This is a genomic window from Cryobacterium tagatosivorans (assembly GCF_004402215.1).
Taxonomy (GTDB): domain Bacteria; phylum Actinomycetota; class Actinomycetes; order Actinomycetales; family Microbacteriaceae; genus Cryobacterium; species Cryobacterium tagatosivorans.
In genome coordinates this window covers 71770-96850 of sequence record NZ_SOEZ01000036.1, presented here as the reverse complement: position 1 = coordinate 96850, position 25081 = coordinate 71770, and the positions used below count along the sequence as shown (strand labels likewise).

Annotated in this window: 22 protein-coding genes; 7 read left to right on the top strand and 15 right to left on the bottom strand. The window is 70.2% G+C overall.

Annotated elements, in window-relative coordinates; genetic code table 11:
* Positions 1–125: 125 nt before the first annotated feature.
* Positions 126–977, bottom strand: coding sequence for a biotin--[acetyl-CoA-carboxylase] ligase (locus tag E3O23_RS06910; protein WP_134489451.1), 852 nt, complete (start codon positions 975–977; stop codon positions 126–128).
* Positions 978–1199: 222 nt separating this feature from the next.
* On the opposite strand from E3O23_RS06910, the gene E3O23_RS06905 reads away from it, so the two are divergent.
* On the top strand, positions 1200–2771 hold the full coding sequence (locus tag E3O23_RS06905) for an acyl-CoA carboxylase subunit beta (RefSeq protein WP_134489473.1): 1572 nt from the start codon (positions 1200–1202) through the stop codon (positions 2769–2771).
* A gap of 7 nt (positions 2772–2778) precedes the next feature.
* A complete protein-coding gene (locus E3O23_RS06900; RefSeq protein ID WP_134489449.1) occupies positions 2779–3018 on the top strand; it encodes an acyl-CoA carboxylase epsilon subunit in 240 nt (79 codons plus the stop codon).
* A gap of 248 nt (positions 3019–3266) precedes the next feature.
* Here E3O23_RS06900 and E3O23_RS06895 read toward each other — a convergent pair whose 3' ends face one another.
* From E3O23_RS06895 to E3O23_RS06880, 4 genes are read right to left on the bottom strand one after another with little or no spacing between them, the layout of a single operon-like run.
* Complete coding sequence (locus E3O23_RS06895) at positions 3267–4304, bottom strand: hypothetical protein (protein ID WP_134489447.1); 1038 nt, start codon at positions 4302–4304, stop codon at positions 3267–3269.
* Positions 4301–5689 (bottom strand): sensor histidine kinase, encoded by a 1389-nt coding sequence (locus tag E3O23_RS06890; protein WP_134489445.1) that lies wholly within the window; start codon positions 5687–5689, stop codon positions 4301–4303. Before E3O23_RS06890 ends, E3O23_RS06895 begins: the two co-directional genes overlap by 4 nt.
* Entirely contained in the window at positions 5676–6374 is a 699-nt protein-coding gene (locus E3O23_RS06885; RefSeq protein ID WP_420897644.1) for a response regulator transcription factor, read from the bottom strand. The genes E3O23_RS06890 and E3O23_RS06885 overlap by 14 nt, the downstream gene beginning before the upstream one ends.
* Positions 6375–6423: 49 nt before the next feature.
* On the bottom strand, positions 6424–7737 hold the full coding sequence (locus tag E3O23_RS06880) for a class I SAM-dependent RNA methyltransferase (protein ID WP_134489442.1): 1314 nt from the start codon (positions 7735–7737) through the stop codon (positions 6424–6426).
* Between the two features lie 45 nt (positions 7738–7782).
* Here E3O23_RS06880 and E3O23_RS06875 point away from each other — a divergent pair, with 45 nt between their 5' ends.
* A complete protein-coding gene (locus tag E3O23_RS06875) occupies positions 7783–8436 on the top strand; it encodes a Maf family protein (RefSeq protein WP_134489440.1) in 654 nt (217 codons plus the stop codon).
* 116 nt (positions 8437–8552) lie between these two features.
* Positions 8553–10325, top strand: coding sequence for an acetyl/propionyl/methylcrotonyl-CoA carboxylase subunit alpha (locus E3O23_RS06870; protein ID WP_134489438.1), 1773 nt, complete (start codon positions 8553–8555; stop codon positions 10323–10325).
* 81 nt (positions 10326–10406) lie between these two features.
* Here E3O23_RS06870 and E3O23_RS06865 read toward each other — a convergent pair whose 3' ends face one another.
* A complete protein-coding gene (locus E3O23_RS06865; RefSeq protein WP_134489436.1) occupies positions 10407–11843 on the bottom strand; it encodes an NAD(P)H-quinone dehydrogenase in 1437 nt (478 codons plus the stop codon).
* 161 nt (positions 11844–12004) lie between these two features.
* Here E3O23_RS06865 and E3O23_RS06860 point away from each other — a divergent pair, with 161 nt between their 5' ends.
* On the top strand, positions 12005–12838 hold the full coding sequence (locus E3O23_RS06860) for a purine-nucleoside phosphorylase (RefSeq protein WP_134489434.1): 834 nt from the start codon (positions 12005–12007) through the stop codon (positions 12836–12838).
* A 206-nt stretch (positions 12839–13044) separates the two neighbouring features.
* Positions 13045–14712: a phospho-sugar mutase gene (locus tag E3O23_RS06855; protein ID WP_420897643.1), complete on the top strand. Its 1668-nt coding sequence runs from the start codon at positions 13045–13047 to the stop codon at positions 14710–14712.
* Between the two features lie 89 nt (positions 14713–14801).
* On the opposite strand, the gene E3O23_RS06850 is transcribed toward E3O23_RS06855, so the two are convergent.
* Genes E3O23_RS06850 through E3O23_RS06840 form a run of 3 tightly spaced genes read right to left on the bottom strand, consistent with a single transcriptional unit; the run spans position 14802 to position 16707 of the window.
* Positions 14802–15074 carry a PTS sugar transporter subunit IIB gene (locus tag E3O23_RS06850; protein ID WP_134489432.1) on the bottom strand — a complete coding sequence of 91 codons (273 nt, stop codon included), beginning with the start codon at positions 15072–15074 and terminating at the stop codon, positions 14802–14804.
* Positions 15071–15535 (bottom strand): PTS sugar transporter subunit IIA, encoded by a 465-nt coding sequence (locus E3O23_RS06845; RefSeq protein WP_134489430.1) that lies wholly within the window; start codon positions 15533–15535, stop codon positions 15071–15073. The genes E3O23_RS06850 and E3O23_RS06845 overlap by 4 nt, the downstream gene beginning before the upstream one ends.
* Positions 15536–15585: 50 nt before the next feature.
* Positions 15586–16707: an adenosine deaminase gene (locus E3O23_RS06840; protein ID WP_134489428.1), complete on the bottom strand. Its 1122-nt coding sequence runs from the start codon at positions 16705–16707 to the stop codon at positions 15586–15588.
* A 178-nt stretch (positions 16708–16885) separates the two neighbouring features.
* Between E3O23_RS06840 and uriH the strand changes: the two genes are divergently transcribed.
* Entirely contained in the window at positions 16886–17830 is a 945-nt protein-coding gene (gene uriH / locus E3O23_RS06835) for a uridine-preferring nucleoside hydrolase UriH (RefSeq protein ID WP_134489426.1), read from the top strand.
* A gap of 21 nt (positions 17831–17851) precedes the next feature.
* Here uriH and E3O23_RS06830 read toward each other — a convergent pair whose 3' ends face one another.
* The 6 genes from E3O23_RS06830 to E3O23_RS06805 form a co-directional block, all read right to left on the bottom strand.
* Positions 17852–19198, bottom strand: a complete 1347-nt coding sequence (locus tag E3O23_RS06830; protein ID WP_134489424.1) for a thymidine phosphorylase — start codon at positions 19196–19198, stop codon at positions 17852–17854.
* Positions 19199–19200: 2 nt separating this feature from the next.
* On the bottom strand, positions 19201–19635 hold the full coding sequence (locus tag E3O23_RS06825; RefSeq protein ID WP_134489422.1) for a cytidine deaminase: 435 nt from the start codon (positions 19633–19635) through the stop codon (positions 19201–19203).
* A complete protein-coding gene (locus E3O23_RS06820; RefSeq protein ID WP_134489420.1) occupies positions 19635–20930 on the bottom strand; it encodes an ABC transporter permease in 1296 nt (431 codons plus the stop codon). The genes E3O23_RS06825 and E3O23_RS06820 overlap by 1 nt, the downstream gene beginning before the upstream one ends.
* Positions 20927–22252 (bottom strand): ABC transporter permease, encoded by a 1326-nt coding sequence (locus tag E3O23_RS06815; protein ID WP_134489418.1) that lies wholly within the window; start codon positions 22250–22252, stop codon positions 20927–20929. Before E3O23_RS06815 ends, E3O23_RS06820 begins: the two co-directional genes overlap by 4 nt.
* Positions 22249–23769, bottom strand: coding sequence for an ABC transporter ATP-binding protein (locus E3O23_RS06810; RefSeq protein ID WP_134489416.1), 1521 nt, complete (start codon positions 23767–23769; stop codon positions 22249–22251). The genes E3O23_RS06815 and E3O23_RS06810 overlap by 4 nt, the downstream gene beginning before the upstream one ends.
* A 77-nt stretch (positions 23770–23846) precedes the next feature.
* Positions 23847–24947 (bottom strand): BMP family lipoprotein, encoded by a 1101-nt coding sequence (locus tag E3O23_RS06805; RefSeq protein ID WP_134489414.1) that lies wholly within the window; start codon positions 24945–24947, stop codon positions 23847–23849.
* Positions 24948–25081: the final 134 nt, after the last annotated feature.

Below are 25081 nucleotides of genomic sequence, written 5' to 3'. Positions count from 1 at the left end.
CCGCCGCGGCGGGCGCGGCGGCCGGGGCCGGCGAGGACCCGCGCGTGGCGGACAGGGGTGCGGTCGCCCACGACTCCGCCGATCGCGCCGTGGAGGCGGCCCCTGCGTTTTTCGTCATATACCCATTAATACCGCAGGTGGGTCACATCGCCGGCGGCGACAGCCTGCAGCTCCCCATTCGCCTGGTCCTCGACGATCAGCCGCCCGTGCGGGTCGAGGCCGACCGCGGTGCCGATCAGGTCGGACCCGCCGGGCAGCTCCACCCGCACCGCGGAGCCGACGGTTCCGCACAGCTCGGTGACCTGTTCGAGCAGCCCGCTGGCCACGGCATCCCCGCCGGCCGCGGTGAACGCGTCGGCGAGGCCCCGCAGTTCGGTGAGGTAGCGGGCGAGCACGGCGTCCGGGCTCGGGCTGATGCCCGTGACGAGAAGCAGCGAGGTCGAGGTGAGGGTGGGCAGGTCATGTTCGTCGAGGCTCAGGTTCAGGCCGGTGCCAATGATCAGGCCGCGGGCATCCGGGAGGAGTTCGGAGAGGACGCCGGACACCTTGTAGCCGTCGATGAGCACGTCGTTGGGCCACTTGAGGGTGACCTCGTGGCGGGGCGCGTCCTCGTCCGGCGCCGCGTCCGGCCGGGGCCGGGCCGCTGCGGCCTCGACGACGTCCCGCACCACCCGGGTCATCGCCGCGCCGGCCAGCAGGGGGAACCAGCCGAGCTGGTCGGGCGGCAGGGGCGCGCCGCCCGGGGTCGTCGGGCGGAGGAGCACCGAGATGGCGAGCGACTTGCCGGTGGGGGCGAGCCAGACCCGGCCGAGCCGGCCGCGGCCGCGGGTCTGGTTGTCGGTGACGACGACCGACAGGTCGGGCCAGGCGGCGGCATCCGGCCCGGCCGCGTGCTCGGCTAAGACGTCGTTGGTCGAGCCGACCTCGGCCAGGTACTCCAGCCGTGAGGCGACCCTGCTGCTCTGCGGAAACTCCATGCGCACCTCTTCCCGTGGCTGACTCAGGCTATTCTGCCGAATCGGGGCCGAAACGCCGAGTTTCGGGCCTGATTTCCCGGATTCTCCTGAGTTGGCCGCACGAGAACGGGGAACCGACCAGCGAAATGGCCGTTCTTTGTGGAGATTCGTCAACGGGTGCCGCCGAGGGCTGGCCGGTAGAGTGAACCGGTGACTGAGAACTCGCCCGATTCGGGCCCCGACATGTACACGACCGCCGGCAAGCTCGCCGACCTCAAGGTGCGCTACCACGAGGCCGTGACCGCCAGCGGCGAGGCGGCCATCGAGAAGCAGCACGCCAAGGGCAAGATGACCGCCCGCGAGCGCGTCGACATGCTGCTCGACCCCGGCTCCTTCGTCGAGATCGACGAATTCGTGCGCCACCGCACCGTCGCCTTCGGCATGGAGAAAAAGAGGCCATACGGTGACGCCGTCGTCACCGGAACCGGCACCATCCACGGCCGCCAGGTCTGCGTCTACTCGCAGGACTTCACCATCTTCGGCGGCTCGCTCGGCGAGGTCGCCGGCGAGAAGATCATCAAGGTGATGGACCTGGCGCTGAAGACCGGCGTGCCGATCATCGGCATCCTCGACTCGGGCGGAGCGCGCATCCAGGAGGGCGTCGTCGCCCTGGGCAAGTACGGCGAGATCTTCCGCCGCAACACGGCGGCATCCGGCGTCATCCCGCAGATCTCGATCATCTGCGGCCCGGCGGCGGGCGGCGCGGTGTACTCCCCCGCCCTGACCGACTTCGTGATCATGGTCGACAAGACCAGCCAGATGTTCGTCACCGGCCCCGACGTGATCAAGACCGTCACCGGAGAGGATGTCGGCATGGAGGAGCTCGGCGGGGCGCTCACCCACAACACGGTGTCCGGCGTCTCGCACTACCTCGCCAGCGACGAACCCGACGCCCTCGACTACGCGCGCACCCTGCTCAGCTTCCTGCCGGACAACAACCTGGCCGAGCTGCCGGTGTTCGACACGGAGGCCGAGCTCGAGGTCACCGACGCCGACCACAAGCTCAACACGATCATCCCGGACTCGCCCAACCAGCCGTACGACGTGAAGACGGTGATCGAGAGCCTCGTCGACCACGGCGACTTCCTCGAGACCCAGCCGTTGTTCGCGCCGAACATCGTCGTCGGCTTCGCCCGCATCGACGGGCGCTCGGTCGGCATCGTCGCCAACCAGCCGCTCGCCATGGCCGGGACCCTCAACATCGAGGCCGGCGAGAAGTCGGCCAGGTTCGTGCGGTTCTGCGACGCCTTCTCGATCCCGATCCTCACCCTCGTCGACGTGCCCGGTTTCCTGCCCGGCACCGACCAGGAGTGGACCGGCGTCATCCGCCGCGGCGCGAAACTGCTCTACGCCTACGCGGAAGCGACCGTGCCGCTGGTCACCGTCATCCTGCGCAAGGCCTACGGCGGCGCGTACATCGTGATGGGTTCCAAGCAGCTCGGCGCGGACATCAACCTCGCCTGGCCGACCGCGGAGATCGCGGTGATGGGCGGCCAGGGCGCCGTCAACATCCTCTATCGCGCGGAGATCAAGAAGGCGGAGGCCGGGGGCGAGGATGTCGCCGCCGTGCGCACGCGCCTGGCCAACGAGTACACCTACAACGTGGCCAGCCCGTTCCTGGCGGCCGAGCGCGGCGAGCTGGACGGCGTCATCGAACCGGCCGCGACCCGGGTCGCGATCACGAAGGCCCTGCGCGCGCTGCGCACCAAGCGGGCCAGCCTGCCGCCGAAGAAGCACGGGAACATCCCGCTGTAGCGGCGCCATGACAGCCTCGACAGATCCAGCTGACTTCGACCCGTCCGAACTCGCCTTCGTGACCCGCGGGGTCACCACCGCGGAGGTCTCCGCGGTGACCGCGGTGCTCCGCGGCGTGCTGCAGGAGGAGTCCGACAGCCTCCGCCTGGCGCCCGTGCGCGGGCAGAGCGCCTGGCAGGTCAGCCAGCGCGGCGTGCGCCTGCCGCTGACGCCCGGCCACGGCCGGTGGCGCGGCTTCTCCGCCTGATCGCCCGGTAGACGCGGGGAATGTCCCCCAAAGAGCCGACTTTTCCGGGACATCCCGCTCCTGCAGGATGGGTATTGCCCGGTGCGCCTCTCGCAGGCACACCACCCCCGACTCGGCGACTAGGGTAAGTAGCCGGTTCGGCGGGGGCTCGTCAGGGTGGCATTCGGGTTGTCGCTCTGGCCCAGAATGCGAAAGGGGATCAACCTCACAGTTGGCCCCCTTTCGCATTCCCAAGGGTGTTCCGCAGGCTAGTGGACGGCCCGGGAGCGAGGGTCGCGCGGGATTTCGAGCCACAGGTCGACTTCCTCGCCGGGCGTGTCCTGGCCGAGCGCGCTGACGCTCGGATCCGCGCTGCTCAGGCCGACGACGGTGATCGCGGTGTCCGAGCCGTTCGCCGAGGTGCGCGCGATGATCTTGTCGGCAGTGGTTCCGCCGATCGCGGCCGCGAGCCGGCCCAGCACCTCGTCCAGTTCCCGGCCGCCGAGGTCGTCGATCGTGCCCTCGTCGAGGAGGGTGACGATCGCGCCGCGGCGCCTGGCCGCCATGACCTCCTGGCGCACGGCGTCATTGAGCAGCTTGCGGCCGCGGATCTCGTCGCGGACGGCCGCCTCGAGGTAACGGCACTCCAGGCGTTCCGCGTCGCTCAGGGCGCCGCCGCGCTCGACGATCCGGCGCAGCATCGGCGCCGCCAGCCGGATGGTGTGCGCGAGCCGGACCTGCCGTTCGTCCAGGTGCGCCTCCTGCGCCGCCTGCCATTCGGTCGCCTCGCGCTCCGCGAGGGCGTACTGCCGGGCGTCCCGGCCGGCCTTGGCGAGCGCCTGCGAGGTGAGGACGGCGACGACCACCCAGACCACGCTTCCGATGACGCCCATCGACGCGAGCGCGCCGGGACCGGCCCAGACGATGGTGTGCAGCATCAGGAAGATCACCCCGACGAGCGACACCCCCTGCTGCTTCCGGGTGGCGGTGATCGTCATCAGCGTGCCGACGGCGGCCACGTACCAGGTCGCGTACCCGTTCGTCGATGACGAGCCGTCCAGCTGGCTGCCCACGAGCAGCGGCACGGTGGCGCAGACGGCGACGTTGAAGAGCGCCAGCGAGAGCGGCATCCGCACCGGACCGTTCGGCCACAGGCTCAATGCGGTGGCGACCGAGTACAGCACGATCGCGACGATGGCCGGGGCGGGGTGGGTCGGCACGCCCAGCGAATAGATGCCGAGCACGACGTGGTAGGCCGAGAAGAGGGCGGCCAGGCCCAGGACGAGTCCGCGGGGGACGGTGATCACGAGGGTGCCCCCGCTTCGACCGGCGCGGGGTCCCCGCCGAGCCCGAGCACGGGCAGCTGCTCTGGCGTGAAGAGCCCGCCCAGGTGGTCGGCCTCGCCGGCTGGCCGTGGCCAGTCGATGACGATCCTGGTGCCCAGGCCGATGCCGGTGTGCACGGCCACCGAGCCCCCGGCGCTGGTGACGCGTTCCTGGATCGACACGCGCAGGCCCAGGCGCTCGCCGGGCACGAGCGCGGGGTCGAATCCGACACCCGTATCGGCGACCTCGATCGTGCATCCGCCCTGGAGGTTGGGGCTGATCGTGAGGGTCCGGGAGACGGCGGACCCCGCCGGCCCCGCGTGTTCGAGGCTGTTGACCATCGCCTGGACGCTCGCCGAGTAGAGGGCCTCGCTCGCATGCACGGGCAAAGCCAGCGCGCCGAGGTCCCGCTGGACGACGACGAACGAGCTCGCAATCGCGGCTGCCGCCTCCCGGATGCGCCGGCTCAGGCTGTCGAAGGGGATCACCGTCTCGTCGCTGACGGAGGCCGACCCGGCGTCCTCGAGGCGGTCGAGTGCCTTCCGCGCCATCACCGAGGCCAGGCGCGCCGCCGTAGCGCTGCGGGCCCCGGCCGCGGACAACAGGGTTGCGAGCACGGTGTCGTGCACGATCGAGTCGACCTCGACCCGCTCGGTTTCGGTGGCGTGCTGGCGCACGGCGAGCGCGTAGCGATCCAGCGCGTTCAGCTGGGCGGCGTCCACCGCCGCGGCGGCCTGGCGCAGCATGAAGATGATGATCAGCACGACCTGGCCGAGCAGCATCGCGTACACGGCGTCGAGGGAGGCGAGCAGGACATCGGCCCCGCCGCCGGAGGGCGTGACCCGCAGGACGCCGTAGACGGCCGGGACGAGCACCGTGTAGCCGGCCGCCCAGGCCAGCGGGAAGGCGATCGCCGCGCACGAGGTCGCGACGGTGCAGAGGAACCACAGCCACGGCACCCCGTCGAGGACCCGCTCCGGGTCGCGCATCAGGAACGGCCAGGCCACGAGCGCCAGCAGGTAGACCATCGCAACGGCGCCGGTGGCGGTCCTGATCCCGGCCTTGAAGATCGTGGCGAGCACGACGAAGGCCAGGGTCACGGCGAGGGTCACGGGTCCGATGACGCCCGCCGCCGGCAGCCGGAGCGGAAGCTGTTCGAACATGATGGGTGCCGCCTGCAGGGCGAAAACCACACCCACGCCGGCCACCGAGCGGGAGACGACCGTCTCGATCTGCGCGCGGCTGATCGGCTTGCGCGGCTGCCTGGCCTTCCCGAGGAGTTCCGCCTCGAGCGGGTCCGCGCCGAAGTCCCGTGACCGGGCCGGGCCGCTGCCGCGCCGGGGCGGCGCGGGCCTAGGCGCGCGCATCCCCGCCATCCGGGTCGAGCCCGGGGAGGATGCCGTCTTCCACGGCGCGGCGGAGCAGGTCCACCTTGGTGGGGGCCGGCCGGCCGACCTCGATGTACTTCACGCGGATGCGGTCGAGGTACTCGCGGGCGGTCGAATGCGCGATGCCGAGCTGCATGGCGACCATCTTGAGCGGGAGGCCGGAGGCGTACAGGTGCAGGACATCCCGTTCGCGGCGGCCGAGTTGCGCCTTGGCGAAGTCGCTGTCGGCGTCGATCGCCGTGGCCCATTCGAGGTTGTTGAGCACGTCGCCGCGCGCGACGGTGGCGATGGCGGCCATGACGGTCGCGGTCGCCGACGATTTCGGGATGACCCCGGCCGCGCCGGCCGCGAGGGCCTCACGCACGAGGGCGACCCGGTCGGCGATGCTGTGCACGAGCACCGACGAACCGGTGCCCTGGGCGAGCCGCACGTTCTCGGTCACCACCGAACCGTCGCCGAGGGAGAGGTCGAGCACGACCACGTCGCAGCTGCGATCCCCCAGGCCCTCGACGAATTCGCGGGCGGAGGCGGCCGTGTGGATGACCTCGTAGCCGACGTTCTCACAGGCCGCCTTGAGCCCCAACCGAACGGATTCGTGATCGTCGATGATCCCGACCCGGACCGCCGTGCTTCCCTGGGCCGGGGCCGTGGCTTCTGGAGTTATCTGGGTCACTGTGTGGTGTCCTTTGTTTCGGTGTCCGGGCTAAGGATATCTACCTGGACAGCACGGCGACGGCTTCAACATGGTGGGTGTTGGGAAACAGGTCGAATGCGCGCAGCCCGCGCAGCTCGTATCCGTGCCCGGCGAAGAGGGCGACATCCCGGGCCAGGGCCACCGGATCGCAGGCCACATAGACGACCTGGCGAGGCCCGAGCGCGCCGAGCCGGTCGACGACGGCCTTGCCCGCGCCGGCCCGGGGCGGGTCGAGAATGACGGTGGCCGCCTGCTGCCGGCCGCGTTCCAGCGCCCCGGCATCCCGGAGGATGCCCTGCAGGTACCGGTCGACCCGGTCGGTTTCCGCGCGGGCGCCGATCCAGTCGCTGAGGTTCTCGGCGGCGAAATCCGTGGCCTGCGCGTCGCTCTCGACGGAGGTGATACGCACCTCGAAGCCGAAACGGTCCCCGACGGCCGCCGCGAGCAGCCCGACGCCGCCGTACAGGTCGAGGTTCGACGCGCGCGGGTCGAAATCCGCCTCGTCGATGCTGTCCTGCACCGCCCGGTACAGGGTCTCGGCGGCGCTGGAGTGGACCTGCCAGAAGCCCGCGGCGTCGAGGCGGAATTCGCGGTCGCCGACGACCTCGCGAATGAGGTTGCGCGGGGTGGGCACGCGCTTGCCCCGCGCGTCCTTCTCGGCGACGAGCACCTGCACATCCCCGATGCTCGGGGCGAGCACGTCGACCGAGGCCGCACCGGGGAAGCGGGTGTCCAGCGGCGCGGCCGCTTCCACGAGACGTTCGGCCAGGGGAAGGTCGCCGACCGCGATCACCCGGTGCGACCTAGCCGCGTACGGGCCGATCGACCCGTCGTCGGCGACGTGCAGCCGGATGCGCGTGCGCCAGCCGGTACCGTCCATCGCGTCGCCCGGCGACGCGTTGCGGCCGACGGGGACGGCCTCGACGGCGACATCCGTCTCGACGCCCGCCATCCGCTGGAGCGCGTCGGCGAGCACCTGCCGCTTGAGTTCGCGCTGGAAGCCGAGCTCGATGTGACCGAATTCGGCGCCCCCGGCGCGGTCCTCGGGGGCGCGTTCGAGGGCGGCGGCCGACCACACGTGCGGCTGGCGCTCCGGGGCGGCGGTGAGCACCTCGACGGTCTCCGCGCGCCAGAAGCTCTTCTTGTTGGCGTCGGTCAGCCGGGCCCGAACCCGCTCGCCGGGCAGGGTGTCGCTCACGAAGACCACGCGGCCCTCATGCCGGGCGACGAAGATACCGCCGTGGGCTACGTTGGTGACGTCGAGTTCGAGCTCGGTGCCCGCCTCGGGTGCCTGACCGCTCGGATCCGCCTGATTGTTATTGCTCGAGACCATTCATTGAGCATCCCACACCGTCCCGATCCACGCACGAAGGGCCCCATGCGCCTCTACCTCGCCTCGACCTCGCCGGCGCGCCTGACCCTCCTGCGTTCGGCGGGGATCGAACCGGTGACGCTGGCCCCCGATGTCGACGAGAATGCCGTCGCGGCGGAGGCCGCCCGGGTGCAGGGCGCGCCGCTGACGCCGCACCACGTGGTGGAGCTGCTGGCCAGGGCCAAGGCGGAGGCCGTGTCGCGCTCGGGGAACGGGGCGGACCCCATCGACGGCCTGGTCCTCGGTGGCGACTCCGTCTTCGTGATCGACGGCGTCGTCTACGGCAAACCGCACACGCCGGCCAAGGCCCGCGAACGCTGGCACAACCAGCGCGGCCGGACCGGGCAGCTCTACTCGGGCCACTGGCTGATCGAGCAGGTGAACGGCGTCCCCGGGCGCGCGGTCGGCGCCGTCGCCGTCGCCGACGTCACCTTCGCCGATGACATCGACGACGAGGAGCTCGACGCGTACATCGCGACCGGCGAGCCGCTCTTCGTGGCCGGCGCGTTCACGATCGACAGCCTCGGGGCGCCGTTCATCACCCGGATCTCCGGCGACCCGTCCACCGTCGTCGGCCTGTCCCTGCCGACGCTGCGCCGGCTCGTGTCCGGGCTCGGATACTCGTGGCCGAGCCTCTGGAACCGGGGCGGCGCCCTCTGAGTCCTCGGAGGGTCGAGTCCTCGGCGGCTCGTTGTAGGGATCAGCACTCGCTTTCGGCCCCTTTTTGTATGTCGGAACCAAATCCCGGCGCGCGCCGCCCCATAAGCTAGGTCACTGTGTCGCTTATAACGAAGGTCCTCATCGCCAACCGGGGCGAGATCGCCGTCCGGGTGATCCGCGCCGCGAAAGACAGCGGCATCCTCTCCGTCGCCGTCTACGCCGACCAGGATCGCGACGCCATGCATGCGCGGCTGGCCGACGAGGCCTACGGCCTCGAGGGCACCAGCAGCGGCGAAACGTACCTCGTGATCGACAAGATCCTCTCCATCGCCCGCCGCTCCGGCGCCGACGCGGTGCACCCCGGCTACGGCTTCCTCGCCGAGAACGCCGACTTCGCCCGCGCCGTGATCGGCGCCGGGCTCATCTGGATCGGCCCGTCGCCGAGCGCGATCGAGAAGCTCGGCGACAAGGTTTCCGCCCGGCACGTGGCCGAGAAGGTGCACGCGCCGATGGCGCCCGGCACCCTCAATCCGGTCGAGGACGCCTCCGAGGTGCTCGATTTCGTCGACCTGCACGGCCTGCCCGTCGCGATCAAGGCCGCCTTCGGTGGCGGCGGTCGCGGCCTGAAGGTCGCCCGCACGCGCGAGGAGATCCCCGAGTTGTTCGACTCGGCCACCCGCGAAGCCGTGGCCGCGTTCGGCCGCGGCGAGTGCTTCGTCGAGAAGTACCTGGACAAGCCCCGCCACGTCGAGACGCAGTGCCTCGCCGACGTGCACGGCAACGTCGTCGTCGTCTCCACGCGTGACTGCTCCCTGCAGCGCCGGCACCAGAAGCTGGTCGAAGAAGCTCCGGCCCCGTTCCTCACCGAGGCGCAGACGACCGAGATGTACCGTGCGTCGAAGGCCATCCTGCGCGAGGTCGGCTACGTGGGCGCCGGCACCTGCGAGTTCCTGATCGGCCAGGACGGCACCGTCTCCTTCCTCGAGGTGAACACCCGCCTGCAGGTCGAGCACCCGGTCTCCGAGGAGGTCACCGGCATCGACCTCGTGCGGGAGCAGTTCCGGCTCGCCGAGGGCGGCGAGCTCACCTACGGTGACCCGGTCGCCGTCGGGCACTCCTTCGAGTTCCGGATCAACGGCGAAGACGCCGGCCGCGGCTTCATGCCGGCACCGGGACCGGTGCACGTCTTCAGGCCGGCCGGCGGACCCGGCGTGCGCGTCGACAGCGGCGTGCAGGCCGGCGACGAGATCTCCGGGTCGTTCGACTCCCTGCTCGCCAAGCTCATCGTCACCGGCGCGACCCGCGAGGAGGCCCTCGAACGGTCCCGGCGCGCCCTGGACGAGTTCGAGGTGGCCGGGCTTCCCACCGTGCTCCCCTTCCACCGCGCGATCGTGCGCGACCCCGCGTTCGCCCCGGCGGATGGCGCACCCTTCTCGATCTACACCCGCTGGATCGAAACGGAGTTTGAGAACACCATCGAGCCGTGGAGCGGCACCCACGAGGAGACCGCCGGGCCGCAGCAGCGGCACAGCGTCGTCGTCGAGGTCGAGGGCCGGCGCATCGAAGTCACGCTCCCGATCCGCCTGCTCCCCGGGGGCAAGTCGCAGGTCACCGGCGGCCCGGCTCCCCGGCGTCGCGTCAGCGGCCACGTGGCCGGCACGGCGATGGGCGATGCCGTCAAGTCGCCCATGCAGGCGACCATCGTGAAGATGCTCGTCGCCGTCGGCGACGTCGTCGTCAAGGGCGACCTGCTGCTCGTCCTCGAGGCGATGAAGATGGAGCAGCCGCTCACCGCGCACAAGGACGGCGTGATCGGCAGCGTCGGCGCCGAGGTCGGGACGACCGTGTCATCGGGCCACCTGCTCCTCACCGTCCTCGACGCTGCTTAACCTTCCGCGAAACCGCAGTCGTGCACGTTATGAACGGGTTTTAACGCGCACAACTGCGGTTTCGCGGGGTGTGGGCGGGTTTTAGAGGACGACGTGCATAGCGCGGGCGGCATCCGTGATGGAGCCGGTGAGTGACGGGTAGACCGGGAACGCCTGGGCGACGTCGTCGACGGTGAGCCGGTGCTCGACCGCGAGGGCCAGCGGGAAGATCAGTTCGCTCGCCTTGGGCGCCACGATCACGCCGCCGATCACGGTGCCGCTGCCGGTGCGGGCGAACAGCTTCACGAAGCCGTCCTTGATCCCCATCATCTTGGCGCGGGGGTTCGAGGCCAGCGGCAGCTTGTAGATGTCGCCCTGCATGAGCCCCTCCTCGATCTGCTTCTGCGACCAGCCGACGGTCGCGATCTCGGGCTGGGTGAAGATGTTCGCGGCCACGTTGCGGATCTCGATCGGGTTGACCGCGTCGCCCATCGCGTGGAAGACGGCCGTGCGGCCCATCATCGAGGCGACGGATGCCAGCGGCAGCTCGGTCGTGCAGTCGCCGGCCGCGTAGACGTTCGGCATCGACGTGCGGGCGACCCGGTTGACCCGGATGTGCCCGGACTCGTTCAGCTGCACGCCCGCCTCCGCGAGGCCGATCCCGGCGGTGTTCGGCACGGAGCCGACCGCGATGAGGCAGTGGCTGCCCTCGACGGTGCGGCCGTCGGACAGGGTGGCGACGACGCCGTCGCCGACGCGCTCGACCGAGGACGCGCGTGACTTGGACAGCACGACCATCCCGTTGCGCTTGAACACGTTCTCGATCACGTGCGCGGCGTCGGCGTCCTCGCCGGGCAGCACCTGGTCGCGGCTGGAGATGAGCGTGACCTTCGCGCCGAGGGCGCGGTAGGCGGAGGCGAACTCGGCGCCGGTCACGCCGGACCCGACCACGATCAGGTGTTCGGGCACCGCGCGCAGGTTGTACAGCTGCGTCCAGGTGAGGATGCGCTCGCCGTCCGGGAGCGCCGACGGCAGGATGCGCGGGCTCGCGCCGACCGACACGACGATCGTGTCCGCGTCGACCCGGTCGAAATCGGTGCCCGATTCGCCGTCGGCGGTGGAGACGATGACCCCGCTGGTCCCGTCGAGCCGGCCGTGGCCCTGCACCAGGCGCACGCCGGCGCGCATCAGGGTGGCCTTCATGTCCTCGGACTGCTGCCGGGCCATGGCGAGGAGGCGCTTGTTGACCGCGGTCAGGTTGATCGCCACCTCCGGGCGGGCCGGTTTGCCGGAGTCCGTGCGCATGAAGAACTGCACGCCGAGGTCGGTGGCTTCGCCGATGGAGTTGGAGGCCTCGGCCGTGGCGATGAGGGACTTGGACGGTACGACATCCGTCAGGACCGCCGATCCGCCGACGCCGACGCGTTCGACCAGGGTGACATCCGCGCCCTGTTGGGCGCCCGCGAGGGCCGCCTCGTAACCGCCGGGCCCTCCGCCGAGTACTGCAATGCGCTGCTTGCGTTCAAACTCGTAGGCCATTGCTCTATTCTCTCGCTCCAGCGCTCCCCCCGCCAAACTCTGCCCGCGCCGGGGCCTCGCGAATTCGACGGAGATTGTCGCCCCGCGCGTCCCCGGACCGCCCCAGCGGCTACATGTGAGCAGAATGCCCGTCGAATGGGGCAGGTCATTAGAGTGGTTGGATGCTCACGACCGAGACCAACCCGCTGGACCTGCCCGAGACCGATCCCTTCGAGATCGCCCGGGTCGCCGCCCAGGAAATCGCCCGTATCACCGGGGTCGACCGCCACGACGTCGCCCTCACCCTGGGCAGCGGCTGGGGCAGCGCCGCCGGCCTGATCGGCGAGACCACCCACACGATTCCCGCGCAGGAAATCGCCGGCTTCGGCGCCCCCGCCCTGGAAGGCCACGGCGGCATGCTGCGCTCGGTGCTGCTGCCCGGCGGCAAGCGCGCGCTCGTCATCGGCGCGCGCACCCATTACTACGAAGGCCACGGGGTGCGCCGGGTCGTGCACAGCGTGCGCACCGCCGCCGCGACCGGCGCGAAGACGATGATCCTGACCAACGGGGCCGGCGGCATCCGGGAGACCTGGACGCCCGGCACGCCCGTGCTGATCAGCGACCACATCAACCTCACCGCCGATTCGCCGCTCGAGGGCGCGACCTTCGTCGACCTCACCGACCTGTACTCGAGCCGGCTGCGCGCCCTGGCCCGCACCATCGACCCGACGCTCGACGAGGGCGTCTATTGCCAGTTCCGCGGTCCGCACTACGAGACGCCGGCGGAGGTGCAGATGGCGAAGGTCATCGGCGGCCACATCGTCGGGATGTCCACCGCGCTCGAGGCCATCGCCGCCCGGCAGTCCGGCATGGAGATCCTCGGCATGTCCCTGATCACCAACCTCGCCGCGGGCATCCAGCAGGAGCCGCTCAGCCACGGGGAGGTCCTCGAGGCCGGCCGCGCCGCCGAGCCCGTGATCAGCGCCCTCCTGGCCCGGATCGTGGCCGCACTGTGAGCCTGGCGAACGGCGCAGACCCCGGCACCCGCGGGCGGCACGCCGGCCCGGATGACCCCACCGAGCCGACCCGGAACGCCACCGCGCCGACCCCGGAGGCCGGCGACGACTCGGCCTTCCCGGCCACGGCCGTGCTGGACACGATCGCCGACGCGCCCGCCGCACCCGCCCCGCCCGCTCCGGATGCTGACGCGGCTGACCCGGTCATCGCCGCGGCCAGGGCCTGGCTCGGCCAGGACCCCGACCCGGAGACCCAGGCGGAACTGCGCCTGCTCGTCTCCGCCGCCGTCGACGGGGACGCCGCCGCCCTCGCCGACCTGCACTCCCGCTTCGACGAACGGCTCGCCTTCGGGACCGCGGGGCTGCGCGGCGCGATCGCGGCCGGCTCGAACCGGATGAACCGGGTGCTCGTCTCCCAGGCCGCGGCCGGCCTCGCCGCGTTCCTGGTCGCCCGCGCCCCGGCCGGCTCCGTCCCCTCGGTCGTCGTCGGCTTCGACGGCCGCAAGAACTCCTCCGTCTTCGCCACCGACACGGCGGCCCTGATGGCCGGCGCCGGCGTGCGCGCAATCCTGCTCCCCCGGCTGCTGCCCACCCCGGTGCTCGCGTTCGCCGTGCGGCACCTCGGCGCCAGCGCCGGCGTGATGGTGACCGCCTCGCACAACCCGCCCAACGACAACGGCTACAAGGTCTACCTCGGCGGGGAGAACGAGGGCTCGCAGATCGTGTCCCCCGACGACGCGGCCATCGCCGCCGAAATCCTGCGCGTCGCCGCCGAGCGGCTCGTCCCTGAGCTGCCGCGGGCCGCCTACGAGACCGCCCCCGAGTCGGTCGTGCAGGCCTACATCGAGGCGACCGCCGGCGTCGCGCTCCCGCCGCGGGTCCAGGTCAACACCGTCTACACGGCCCTGCACGGCGTCGGCTGGGACACCACCCGCCGCACGCTCGAGGCCGCCGGCTTCGACCTGCCCACGCTCGTCGACGCGCAGATCGCCCCGGATGCCGCCTTCCCCACCGTTGCCTTCCCGAACCCGGAGGAGCCGGGCGCGATGGACCTCTCCTACGCCACCGCCCGGGAGGCCGGGGCCGAGTTGATCATCGCCAACGACCCCGACGCGGACCGGCTCGCCGTCGCCATCCCCGACGCGGGCTCCCCCGACGGTTACCGTCGCCTGAGCGGCAACGAGGTGGGCGCGATCCTCGGCTGGCGCGCCGCCGAGATCGCCGCGAACTCGCCGGACGGCCCCACCGGGACCCTGGCCTGCTCGATCGTGTCGTCGCCGGCGATGGCCTCCGTCGCCTCGGCCTACGGGCTCGATTTCGTCGAGACCCTCACCGGCTTCAAGTGGGTCTCCCGCGCGCCCGGCTTGATCTTCGGCTACGAAGAGGCCCTCGGCTACCTCGTGAATCCCGCCGTGGTGCGCGACAAGGACGGCATTTCCGCCGCGCTCGCCTTCCTCTCCCTGGCCAGCGAGCTCAAGGCGGACGGTCTCACGATCGCCGAGCACCTCGACCGGTTCAGCGAGCGGTTCGGGCACTTCGCCTCCGGCCAGATCTCGGTGCGGGTCACCGACCTCGCGGAGATCGACCGCGTGATGGCCCGGCTGCGCGCGAATCCGCCCGAGCGCGTGGGCAGCATCCGGGTCGACTCCATCGACGACCTCAGCCAGGGCGTCGGGGGTCTGCCGCCGAGCGACGTGCTGCGGATCCGGCTGGCCGACGGGTCCCGGGTGATGGTGCGCCCGAGCGGCACCGAACCCAAGCTCAAGGTCTACCTCGACACCCGCGCCGCCATCGGCACGGTGCCCGAGCGCAAGGCCGCGGCCGCCGCCACGCTCGACGACCTCGACCGCGGAATGCGCGTCCTGATCGCCTGATTAACGGGCAACTGTGGCCCGTTCGGACGACTGTTCCCGGTACGCCGGCAACAGTTGTCCGACTGGGCCACAGTCGCTTTCTGTGGGAGCTAGCCCAGCGCCGCTTCCAGCTTGGCCGTGAGCTCGTCCAGGTCGAAGTAGTTGTCGATCACGATGACGTCCGCATTGGTCTTGCCGATCGCGTGCACGAGCTCCGAGGAGGTCAGGATGACCTGCGCGTCCGAGCCGGCCGCCTGCACGCCGGCCACGTCCGTGGCCGTCACCTCGGCGTCGATGTCGAGCCGCTCCAGCGCACGTTCGGTGTTGACCTTGAGGATGGCGGATGTCCCGATTCCGACACCGCACATGACGACGATTTTCATTCCGGTTCCTTCGCGGGGTCGGTCATTCCCATCAGCGAACGGATGGCCTCGGCATCCGTCGCCGCGGCGATCGCGGGAATCACCTCCGGGTCGTTGAACACGTTGGCGAGTTCGGCGACGAAGTGCAGGTGTTCGTCGCCGCTCCGGACGGCCAGGCCGACGATGACGCCGACCGGGTCGTTGTGCGGATGCCCGAACGCGACCGGTTCGGCCAGGGTGACGATGCTCAGGCCCTCGGTGAGCACGTCGGGCCCAGGCCGGGCGTGGGCCAGGGCCAGCCCGGGCGCGATCACGACGTAGGCGCCGAATTCGTCGATGACGCCGATCATCCGTTCGGTGTAGCCGGCCTCGGTCGAACCGGAGCGCTGCAGGGCGTCACCGGCGGCGGTCACCGCGGCACGCCAGGTTTCGGCATGGACGCCGATCTCGATCGCGTCGAGGGGAAGGGGCAGGAGCGTCATCGTGTCACGGTTCGCGCGGGTTCGACCGGAGGGGCCGGAGGGGCCGCCGGCTAGTCGTTCTCGAATCCGGCGACGATGGCATCCGCCAGTTCCTCGCGTTCCTCGAGCGGGAGGAACGCGGCCGCGGCCGCGTTGAGCTGGAACACCTCGAGGTCGTCGATGTCGTAGCCGAACGCGTCGCTGAGCAGGGCCAGTTCCCGGGTCAGGCTGGTGTTGCTCATCAGGCGGTTGTCGGTGTTGACGGTGACCCGGAAGCCGAGCTGGTAGAGCAGGTCGAACGGGTGGTCGAGCAGTTCCTTGCCCCAGGCGGCGATCGCGCCGGTCTGCAGGTTCGACGAGGGGCTGAGCTCGAGGGCGATCTCGCGGTCGCGCACCCACTGGGCGAGCGGGCCGAGCGTGACGAAGGTGTTGTCTCCGTCGGCGCGGCCGATCTTCACGTCTTCGGCCAGGCGCACGCCATGGCCGAGGCGCAGCGCGCGGCCGTCGAACAGGGCCCCGCGGATGCTCTCCAGCCCGTCGGCCTCGCCGGCATGCACGGTGACCGGCAGGAACTCGTGCGCGAGGTAGTCGAACGCGGCCAGGTGGTTGCGCGCCGGGAAGCCCAGCTCCGCACCGGCGATGTCGAAGCCGACGACGCCGTTCTTACGGTGGCGCACGGCCAGCTCGGCGATCTCGAGGCTGCGGTTCGCGTGGCGCATGGCCGTGACCAGCTGGCCGATGCGGATGCTGTGACCGGACTGCGCGACGTGGTCGACGCCGGCGTCGAGGCCGTCCTGCACTGCCTCGACCGTCTCGTCGAGGGTGAGGCCGCGGGCCAGGTGCTGTTCGGGGGCCCAGCGGACCTCCCCGTAGATGACGCCGTCGCGGGCCAGGTCTTCCACGAATTCGCGGGCGACGCGCACGAGTCCCTCGCGGGTCTGCATGACGGCGCAGGTCACGTCGAAGGTCTTGAGGTACTCCACGAGGGAGCCGGAGTTTGCCTGCTTGGCGAACCAGGAGCCCAGCCGCGCGGCATCCGTCGTCGGCAGGTCGTACCCGATCGCGTCGGCCAGCTCGATGATGGTCGCCGGTCGCAGGCCGCCGTCGAGGTGGTCGTGCAGGGAGATCTTGGGCAGCGAGTTGATGCTCGTTCCGCCGCCGGGCAGCAGGTATTCGTCTGGGCTCGTGTTCACCCCCCTAATCTACCGGCGCGGCGGCCCGTGAGCCTCCCTGTTTCCTGAACGCTCGCTGGGTGCCACGGTGAGTCGCGGACAAAGTACCTTCACGGTCACGACGAAGGTACTTTCTCCGCAACTCAGCCGGCCGCCCGCCCGGGGCGGGCCACTAGCGACGCGCGGATAGATTGGGCTGATGCCGACCAAAATCATCCTCGACTGCGATCCGGGCCACGACGACGCGATCGCGCTGCTGCTCGCGCACGGCAATCCCGACATCGACCTCGTCGCTGTCACCACGGTGATGGGCAACCAGACCATCGACAAGGTGACCCGCAACGCGCTGTCCGTCGCGCGCGTGGCCGGCATCACCGCCGTGCCGTTCGCGGCCGGGTGCGCCCGTCCGCTCGTGCGCCACATCGAAACGGCGCCGACGATCCACGGCGAGTCCGGCCTCGACGGCCCGGTGCTCCCCGAGCCCACCCTCCGGCTCGACCCACGGCACGCCGTCGACCTCATCATCGACACGATCATGGCGCACCCGCCCGGCGAGATCACCCTCGTGCCCACCGGCGCGCTGACCAACATCGCCCTCGCCGTGCGCAAGGAGCCGCGGATCGCCGAGCGGGTCAGGGAGGTCGTGCTGATGGGCGGCGGCTACCACGTGGGCAACTGGTCGGCGACGGCCGAGTTCAACATCGTCATCGACCCGGAGGCCGCGCACATCGTGTTCAACGAGAAGTGGCCGCTCACCATGATCGGCCTCGACCTCACCCACCAGGCGCTCGCGACGCCCGCCGTGGCGGCGCGGATCGCCGCGGTCGGCACCGGGCCGGCGCGGTTCGTCGGCGAGCTCCTCGAGTTCTTCGCCGAGTCGTACAAGGAGGCGCAGGGCTTCGAGCATCCGCCGGTGCACGACCCGTGCGCGGTGGCCTACGTGATCGATCCCAGCGTGATCGCGGTGCGCCGCACGCCCCTCGACGTGGAGCTCACCGGCACCCTCACCCTGGGCATGACCGTCGCGGACTTCCGCGCCCCCGCCCCGGCCGGCTGCACCACGCAGGTCGCCGTCGACCTGGATCACGAGAAGTTCTGGTCGTTGATCGTCGACGCGCTCGAGCGGATCGGCGACCCCGAGTAGAGGGCTGCCGGGGCCGGCAGGTCAGTCGGCGGCGCTGATGCGTTCGGCGATCAGCGGTCCGCCGGTCAGCACCGGCTCGCCGGGATCCCCGATCCGCCAGGCGCCCTCGACCGATTCGAGCGCACGCGGGAACCGGGCCGGCTCGTCGGCGCTCAGCGTGAACAGCGGCTGGCCCTTCGCGACGCGGTCCCCCGGCTTGGCGTGCAGGTCGACGCCGGCCGAGTGCTGCACCGGGTCGCCCTTGCGGGCGCGGCCGGCGCCGAGCCGCCAGGCCGCGATGCCGAACGGCAGGGCGTCCTGCTGCACGAGGATGCCGTCTTGTGCGGCGTACACGGTGTGGGTGTCCGTCGCGACCGGCAGCGCCGCATCCGGGTCGCCGCCCTGGGCGCGGATGGCCTGGCGCCACTTGTCCATCGCCCGGCCGTCCGTGAGCGCGGCCTCCACGTCGACGTCGGTCTTGCCGGCGAGGGCGAGCATCTCGCGGGCCAGCGTGATCGTGAGTTCCACGATGTCGGCGGGCCCGCCGCCGGCGAGCACCTCGACCGACTCGCGCACCTCGTTGGCGTTGCCGATGGCGAGGCCGAGCGGGACGTTCATGTTGGTGAGCAGCGCGGAGGTCGCGACCCCCGCGTCCTGGCCGAGCGCGACCATGGTGCGGGCGAGTTCCCGGGACTGCTCGATGTTCTTGAGGAAGGCGCCGGAGCCGAACTTGACGTCGAGCACGAGCGCCTTGGTGCCCTCGGCGATCTTCTTCGACATGATCGAGGACGCGATCAGCGGGATCGACTCGACGGTGCCGGTGATGTCCCGGAGGGCGTAGAGCTTGCCGTCGGCCGGAGCGAGGCCGCTGCCCGCGGCGCAGATCACGCCGCCGACGTCGCGAAGCTGGGCGATCATCTCCTCGTTGGTGAGGTTGGCGCGCCAGCCCGGGATGGATTCGAGCTTGTCGAGCGTGCCGCCGGTGTGCCCGAGGCCGCGGCCGGAGAGCTGGGGCACGGCCACGCCGAACACCGCGACGAGCGGCATCAGCGGCAGGGTGATCTTGTCGCCGACCCCGCCGGTGGAGTGCTTGTCGGTGGTCGGCTTGCCGAGGCCCTCGAAGCTCATCCGCTCGCCGCTGTCGATCATCGCCATCGTCAGGTCGCGGATCTCCCGGCGGGTCATGCCGTTGAGGAAGATGGCCATGGTCATCGCGGCCATCTGCTCGTCGCCGACGTAGCCGCGGGTGTACGCGTCGATCAGCCAGTCGATCTGCGGGGTGCTGAGTTCGCCGCGGTCGCGCTTGGCGTGGATGAGGTCGACGGCGTCGAAGGCCTCGATGCGGCCGGCCGACCCGGCGTTGGTGCTGGCGGTGGCGCTGGAGTTCATGGTCATTCTCCCTGGTAGTCGGCGAGCTGCCTCGGCCCGAAGGCATCCGGCAGCACCTCATCGATGGTGCGCACGCCCGAAACGGTTTCCAGCAGCATCCCGGGAGCGGAGTGTTCGTACAGCAGCTGGCGGCAGCGACCGCACGGCATCAGCGTCCGCCCGCGACCGTCGACGCAGGTGAACGCGACCAGCCGGCCGCCCCCGGTCAGGTGCAACGCCGAGACGAGACCGCATTCGGCGCAGAGAGTGAGCCCGTAGGACGCGTTCTCCACGTTGCAGCCGCTGATCACCCGGCCGTCGGTGACGAGGGCCGCCACCCCGACCGGGAACTTCGAGTAGGGCACGTAGGCCCTGGCCATCGCCGCCATCGCGGCCTCGCGCAGCACACCCCAGTCGATGTCGCCCACGGGGGTCACGTCGTCCGTTCCGCGGGCCATCACTTGATGTACGGCTTGCCGTCCGCGGCCGGCGGCCGGGACCGTCCGACCAGGCCGGCGACGGCGAAGATCGTCACGACGTACGGCAGCATGAGCATGAACTCGCTCGGCACCGGTGAACCGATGATGCTGAGCACGTTCTGCAGGTTGCTGGCGAAACCGAACAGCAACGCCGCGAGGGTCGCCTTCAGCGGGTCCCACTGGCCGAAGATGACGGCGGCGAGGGCGATGAAGCCGAGGCCGGCGGTCATTTCCTTGTTGAACGCGCCGACCGAGCCGAGGGTGAAGAACGCACCGCCGAAGCCGACGATGGCACCGGCCAGGGACACGTTCCAGAACCGGGTGCCGTTGACGTTGATGCCCACGGTGTCGGCGGCCTTGGGGTGCTCGCCGACGGAGCGCAGCCGCAGGCCCCACTTGGTGTGGAACAGCCCGAAGTAGACCACGGCGACGGCCACGTACATGAAGTAGACGATGAATGTCTGCCGGAAAAGCGCCGGGCCGAGGATCGGGATCTCGCTCAGCAGCGGGATGTTGATCCGGGGGAAGCGATCGGGCGTGTTCAGCAGCGCGGCGTTGGGCGAGAGCAGCTGGGAGAAGAAGAAGCTGGTCAGGCCGATCACCAGGACGTTGAGCACGACACCGACGATGACCTGGTCGACGAGGTACTTGATCGAGAACGCGGCGAGCACGAACGACACGAGCACGCCGGCGATCGCGGCGGCGACGAGCCCGAGGTAGGGGTTGCCGGTGATCGAGGCGACCACGGCCGAGCTGAAGGCCCCGGCGAGGAGCTGCCCCTCGATGGCCACGTTCACGACCCCGGCGCGTTCGGAGATCACGCCGCCGAGGGCGCCGAAGATCAGCGGGACGCTGAGGGTGACCGTGCCCACGAAGAGCCCCGGGACCGGGATCGTCGATCCGGCCGCCGCCCAGGTGAGGAATCCGACCATGAAGACGACCGCGAAGGCCACGATGAGCCACAGCGGAACCCTGGCCGAGCGCGCGGTGATCCAGACGGACCAGGCGGCCATGGCGACGAGCAGGATGGCGCAGACGAGCGTGGTGGCAAAGGTCGGCAGCACCAGGTCCGGGAGCTGGATGATGTCGCGGCTCTGGGAGAGCTGGAAGGTGCTGACCGCGCCCGGCGCGCCCTGGCGGAGCCCGATGAAAATGAACAGGGCGGCGACGGCGAAGATGCTGAGGGCGATCGCCGCTTTCCAGCTGCGAAGCACGACCGAGGGCAGGGCCGGGTGGCCCTGGCTCGGCTGGACGGCCTGGGTGATCGTACTCATCGAGCCGCCACCTCCTTCGTGACGTTCAGTCGGGATTTGGACTTGGTTCCCGGCGTCGGAAGCCGGAAGATCGCCCGCACCAGCGGCGGAGCCGCGATGAAGAGCACGATGAGGGACTGGACGACGAGGACGATGTCGATCGGAACGCCCTCGGCCGCCTGCATCGAGAAGCCCCCGGCCTTGAACGCGCCGAAGAGAACGCCGGCGAAGAAGATCCCCCACGGGCGGGACCGGCCGAGCAGCGCCACCGTGATCGCGTCGAAGCCGATGTTCGCGTCGATCCCGGCGCCGAAGCCCGTGGTCACGGTGCCGAGGACCTGGTTGATCCCGGCCAGCCCGACGAGCCCGCCGGAGATGAGCATCGCGCTCACGTAGACGCTCTTCACGTTGATCCCGGCAACCTGCGCGGCATTGGGGTTCTCGCCGACGGCCCGGAACTGGAAGCCGAGGTTCGAGCGGCTGAGCAGCCACCAGACGAAGATCGTTGCGGCGACGACCGTGAGGAACCCGGCGTGCAGGTTGTAGGTCGGCCCGAGGAGGTCCGGGAAGACGGCGGTGGGCTTCATCGGCGGTGTCTGCGGGTTGCTCGAACCGGGTTCCTGCAGCAGCCCGGGGGTGCGCAGCAGGTACGAGACGAGGTAGAGCGCGACGAAGTTCAGCATGATCGTCACGATGACCTCGTGGGCGCCGGTGCGCGCCTTGAGGAGGCCGACGATCCCGCCCCACAGCGCTCCGCCGACCAGGCCGGCGAGCACGGCGACGATGAGGTGGATGCCGGCGGGCAGGTCGAGCGCGAAGGCCACCCACCCGGCGGATGCGGCGGCGATGAGCATCTGTCCGCGGCCACCGATGTTGAACATCCCGACCCGGAAGGCCAGGCCGACGCCGAGGCCGGCCGCGATCAGCGGCGTGGCGAAGGTGAGGGTCTCGGTCAGCGGCCTGATCCCGGCGGCGAAGCCCGGTCGGCGGAAGTTGTAGATCGACCCCTGGAACAGCGCCGAGTAGGCGCCGGAGACCGAATCCCAGACGGCGGCGAACATGTCGGCCGGCCGTGCGAAGAGGTAGACGGAGGCCTTCTGAACGTTCTCATCGGTGAAGGCGATCAGGATGGCGCCGACGACGAGGGCGAGGAACACCGCGAGGACGGAGATGGCGGCGCTTCCGCCGACGATGTCGCGCAGCGTCTGGGACCAGCGGTCCGAGTCGCCCTCCGCCGGCTTCGGGGCGCCGGGGTTCGCCGCCGGCTCGGTGTGGGCGTCCGGAGTCGTCACGGCGTCAGCGGGCTCGGCCGGAGCCGCGGGCCGCTGGGTGTCCTCGCTCATGCCGCGACCTCCGCTCCGGGCGCGGGTTCGCCCGTCATCATGAGTCCAAGGACGCTGCGCGGGGTGGTTCCGGGCACGATACCTACGATTCCTCCGCGGTACATGACCGCGATTCGATCCGCGAGGCCGACGACCTCGTCGAGCTCGGTGGAGACGACGATGACGGGGATGCCCGCGTCCCGTGTGGCGATGATGCGTTTGTGGACGAATTCGATCGACCCGACGTCGAGGCCGCGGGTCGGCTGCGTCGCGACGAGCAGCTTGAGGTCCCGGCTGAGTTCGCGCGCGAGCACGACCTTCTGCTGGTTGCCGCCGGAGAGCTGGCCCGCGAGGGAGTCGATGCCCTGGGTGCGGATGTCGAACTCGGTCACCTTCTCCCGGGCGAAGTCCGCGAGGTAGCCGCGCTGCAGGGTGCCCGCCTTGACGAACGGCGCGCCTGTGCTGCGGTCGAGCATGAGGTTCTCGGCGACGGTGAACGCGGCGACCAGGCCGTCCTCGGTGCGGTCCTCTGGGACGAAACCGACGCCGGCGTCGAGGATCTTGCGCACGCTGAGGCCGTGCAGGGACACGCCGTTGAGTTCGATGGCGCCCGTGACCCGCGGTTGCAGGCCCATCAGGGCCTCGATCAGTTCGGTCTGGCCGTTGCCCTGCACTCCGGCGATGACAAGGACCTCCCCGGCCTTGACCTCGAAGCTGACGTGGTTGACGACGAGCTGGTGACGCGCGTCGATGACGGCGAGGTCCCGGACGACCAGCGCTTCCCCGCCGAGTTTCGGTTCGCCCTTGTGCACGGTGAGCTCGACGGCCCGGCCGACCATGAGCGAGGCCAGTTCGGTGTTGGTGGCCGTCGGCGACGCCTCGCCGACAACCTTGCCGCGCCGGATCACCGTGATCCGGTCCGCGACCTCGCGCACCTCACGGAGCTTGTGCGTGATGAAGACGATGGACGTGCCGGCTTCCTTGAGCTGGCGCATGATGGCCATCAGCTCGTCGGTCTCCTGCGGGGTCAGCACGGCGGTCGGCTCGTCGAAGACGAGCACGCGCGCCTCCCGTGACAACGCCTTGATGATCTCGACCCGCTGCTGCACGCCGACGGGGAGATCTTCGATGAGCGCATCCGGGTCGATGTCGAAGCCGAATCGGTCGGAGATCTCCCGGACCTTCTTGCGCGCCGCACCGAGGTTGAGCCGCCCGGCGAAGTTCGTCTCTTCGTGGCCGAGCATGACGTTCTCGGCGACGGTGAAGACGGGGATGAGCATGAAGTGCTGGTGCACCATGCCGATGCCGGCGTTCATCGCGTCGCCGGGACCGGCGAACTTCTGCACCACCCCGTCGAGCAGGATCTCGCCCCCGTCGGCCTGGTACAGGCCGTAGAGGACGTTCATCAGGGTCGACTTGCCGGCGCCGTTTTCACCGAGCAGGGCGTGGATCTCACCCGCCTCGACCGTGAGGTCGATGTGGTCGTTCGCGACCAGGGCACCGAAGGTCTTTGTGATGCCGCGCAGTTCGAGCTTCATGTTCCTGATCCTAGGGTGGTTACGTTGTTGTGGGGAGGCCGGCCGGAGCCAGCCTCCCCACCATTCATTTGTGGCAGTTACTTCGCGAGGTAGGACGTGACCTTCACGTCGCCGCTGATGATGTCTGCCTTCAGCTTGTCGAGTTCATCCTGCAGCTCGGCCGGGACCCGGTCGGCCCAGTCGTGGAACTCGGCCAGGCCGACGCCCTCGTTCTCGAGCGTTCCGACGAACGGGGTGACATCGAACTCGTCCTTGCCCGCTGCGAGAACGGCTTCCTCAACGCCGACGTCGATGCCCTTGCGGATCGAGGTGAGCAGCAGGTCGGCGACGGACGGGTCGGTGACGAACACGTCGGCGTCAACACCGAGCAGTGCGATCTCCTTGCCGGAGTCGCGGATGGCTGCCGCGGCGCTCTGGTAGATCGGGCCACCGACGGGCAGGAGCACGTCGACACCCTGGTCGATCAGGTTCTGCGCGTCGGTGAGGGGCTGGGTGCCGGCGTTGAACGTTCCGGAGAAGACACCCTTCTGCGTGGCGGTGTCCCAGCCGACAACGGCGACCTTCTTGCCCTTTTCGGTGTTGTAGTGGGCGACGCCCTGGGCGAAACCGTCCATGAAGATGGTGACGGTCGGGAACTGCATGCCGCCGTAGGTGCCGACCTTGCCGGTCTTGGAGACGCCCGCCGAGAGGTAGCCGGCGAGGAACGCCGCCTGGGCGGTGTCGAAGACGATGGGCTTGACGTTCGGAACGTCGGTCTTGCCGTCGAAGTCGAGGTCGATCGTGTCGTCGATGCTGACGTACTCGATATCCGGGTTGGCCTTGGCGGATTCCGCGGTGGCCTCGGCGAGCGCGAAGCCGACGGTGATGATCAGGTTGCAGCCCTGGTCGACCAGGCTGGTCAGGTTGGGCTTGAAGTCGGTGGCCGTGGCGGACTCGACGTGCTTTTCCTTGACGCCGAGTTCGTCGGCGGCCTTGACCAGGCCTTCGTAGCCCAGCTGGTTGAACGACTTGTCGTCGAATCCGCCGGCGTCGGAAACCATGCACGGCAGGAAGTCACTGACGACGGGAGCCTTCGTGTCCCCGCCTTCCTCCGGCGCCGGAGCACACCCGGCGAAGAGAGCGACGACACCCAGCGCGGCAAGGCCGCTCAGTGCGGACTTACGGGATGTGATTCTCAAAGCGACCTCCAAGATGCGGCCCTGCGGTGGGCAGGGGCTATGTGGGACCAACTTAGCGAACAATTGCCTGCTCAGATGAGCAAACAGGAGTCGTGACCGAACAGTTACATACCCCGGGAAATCTTGCTCAGATG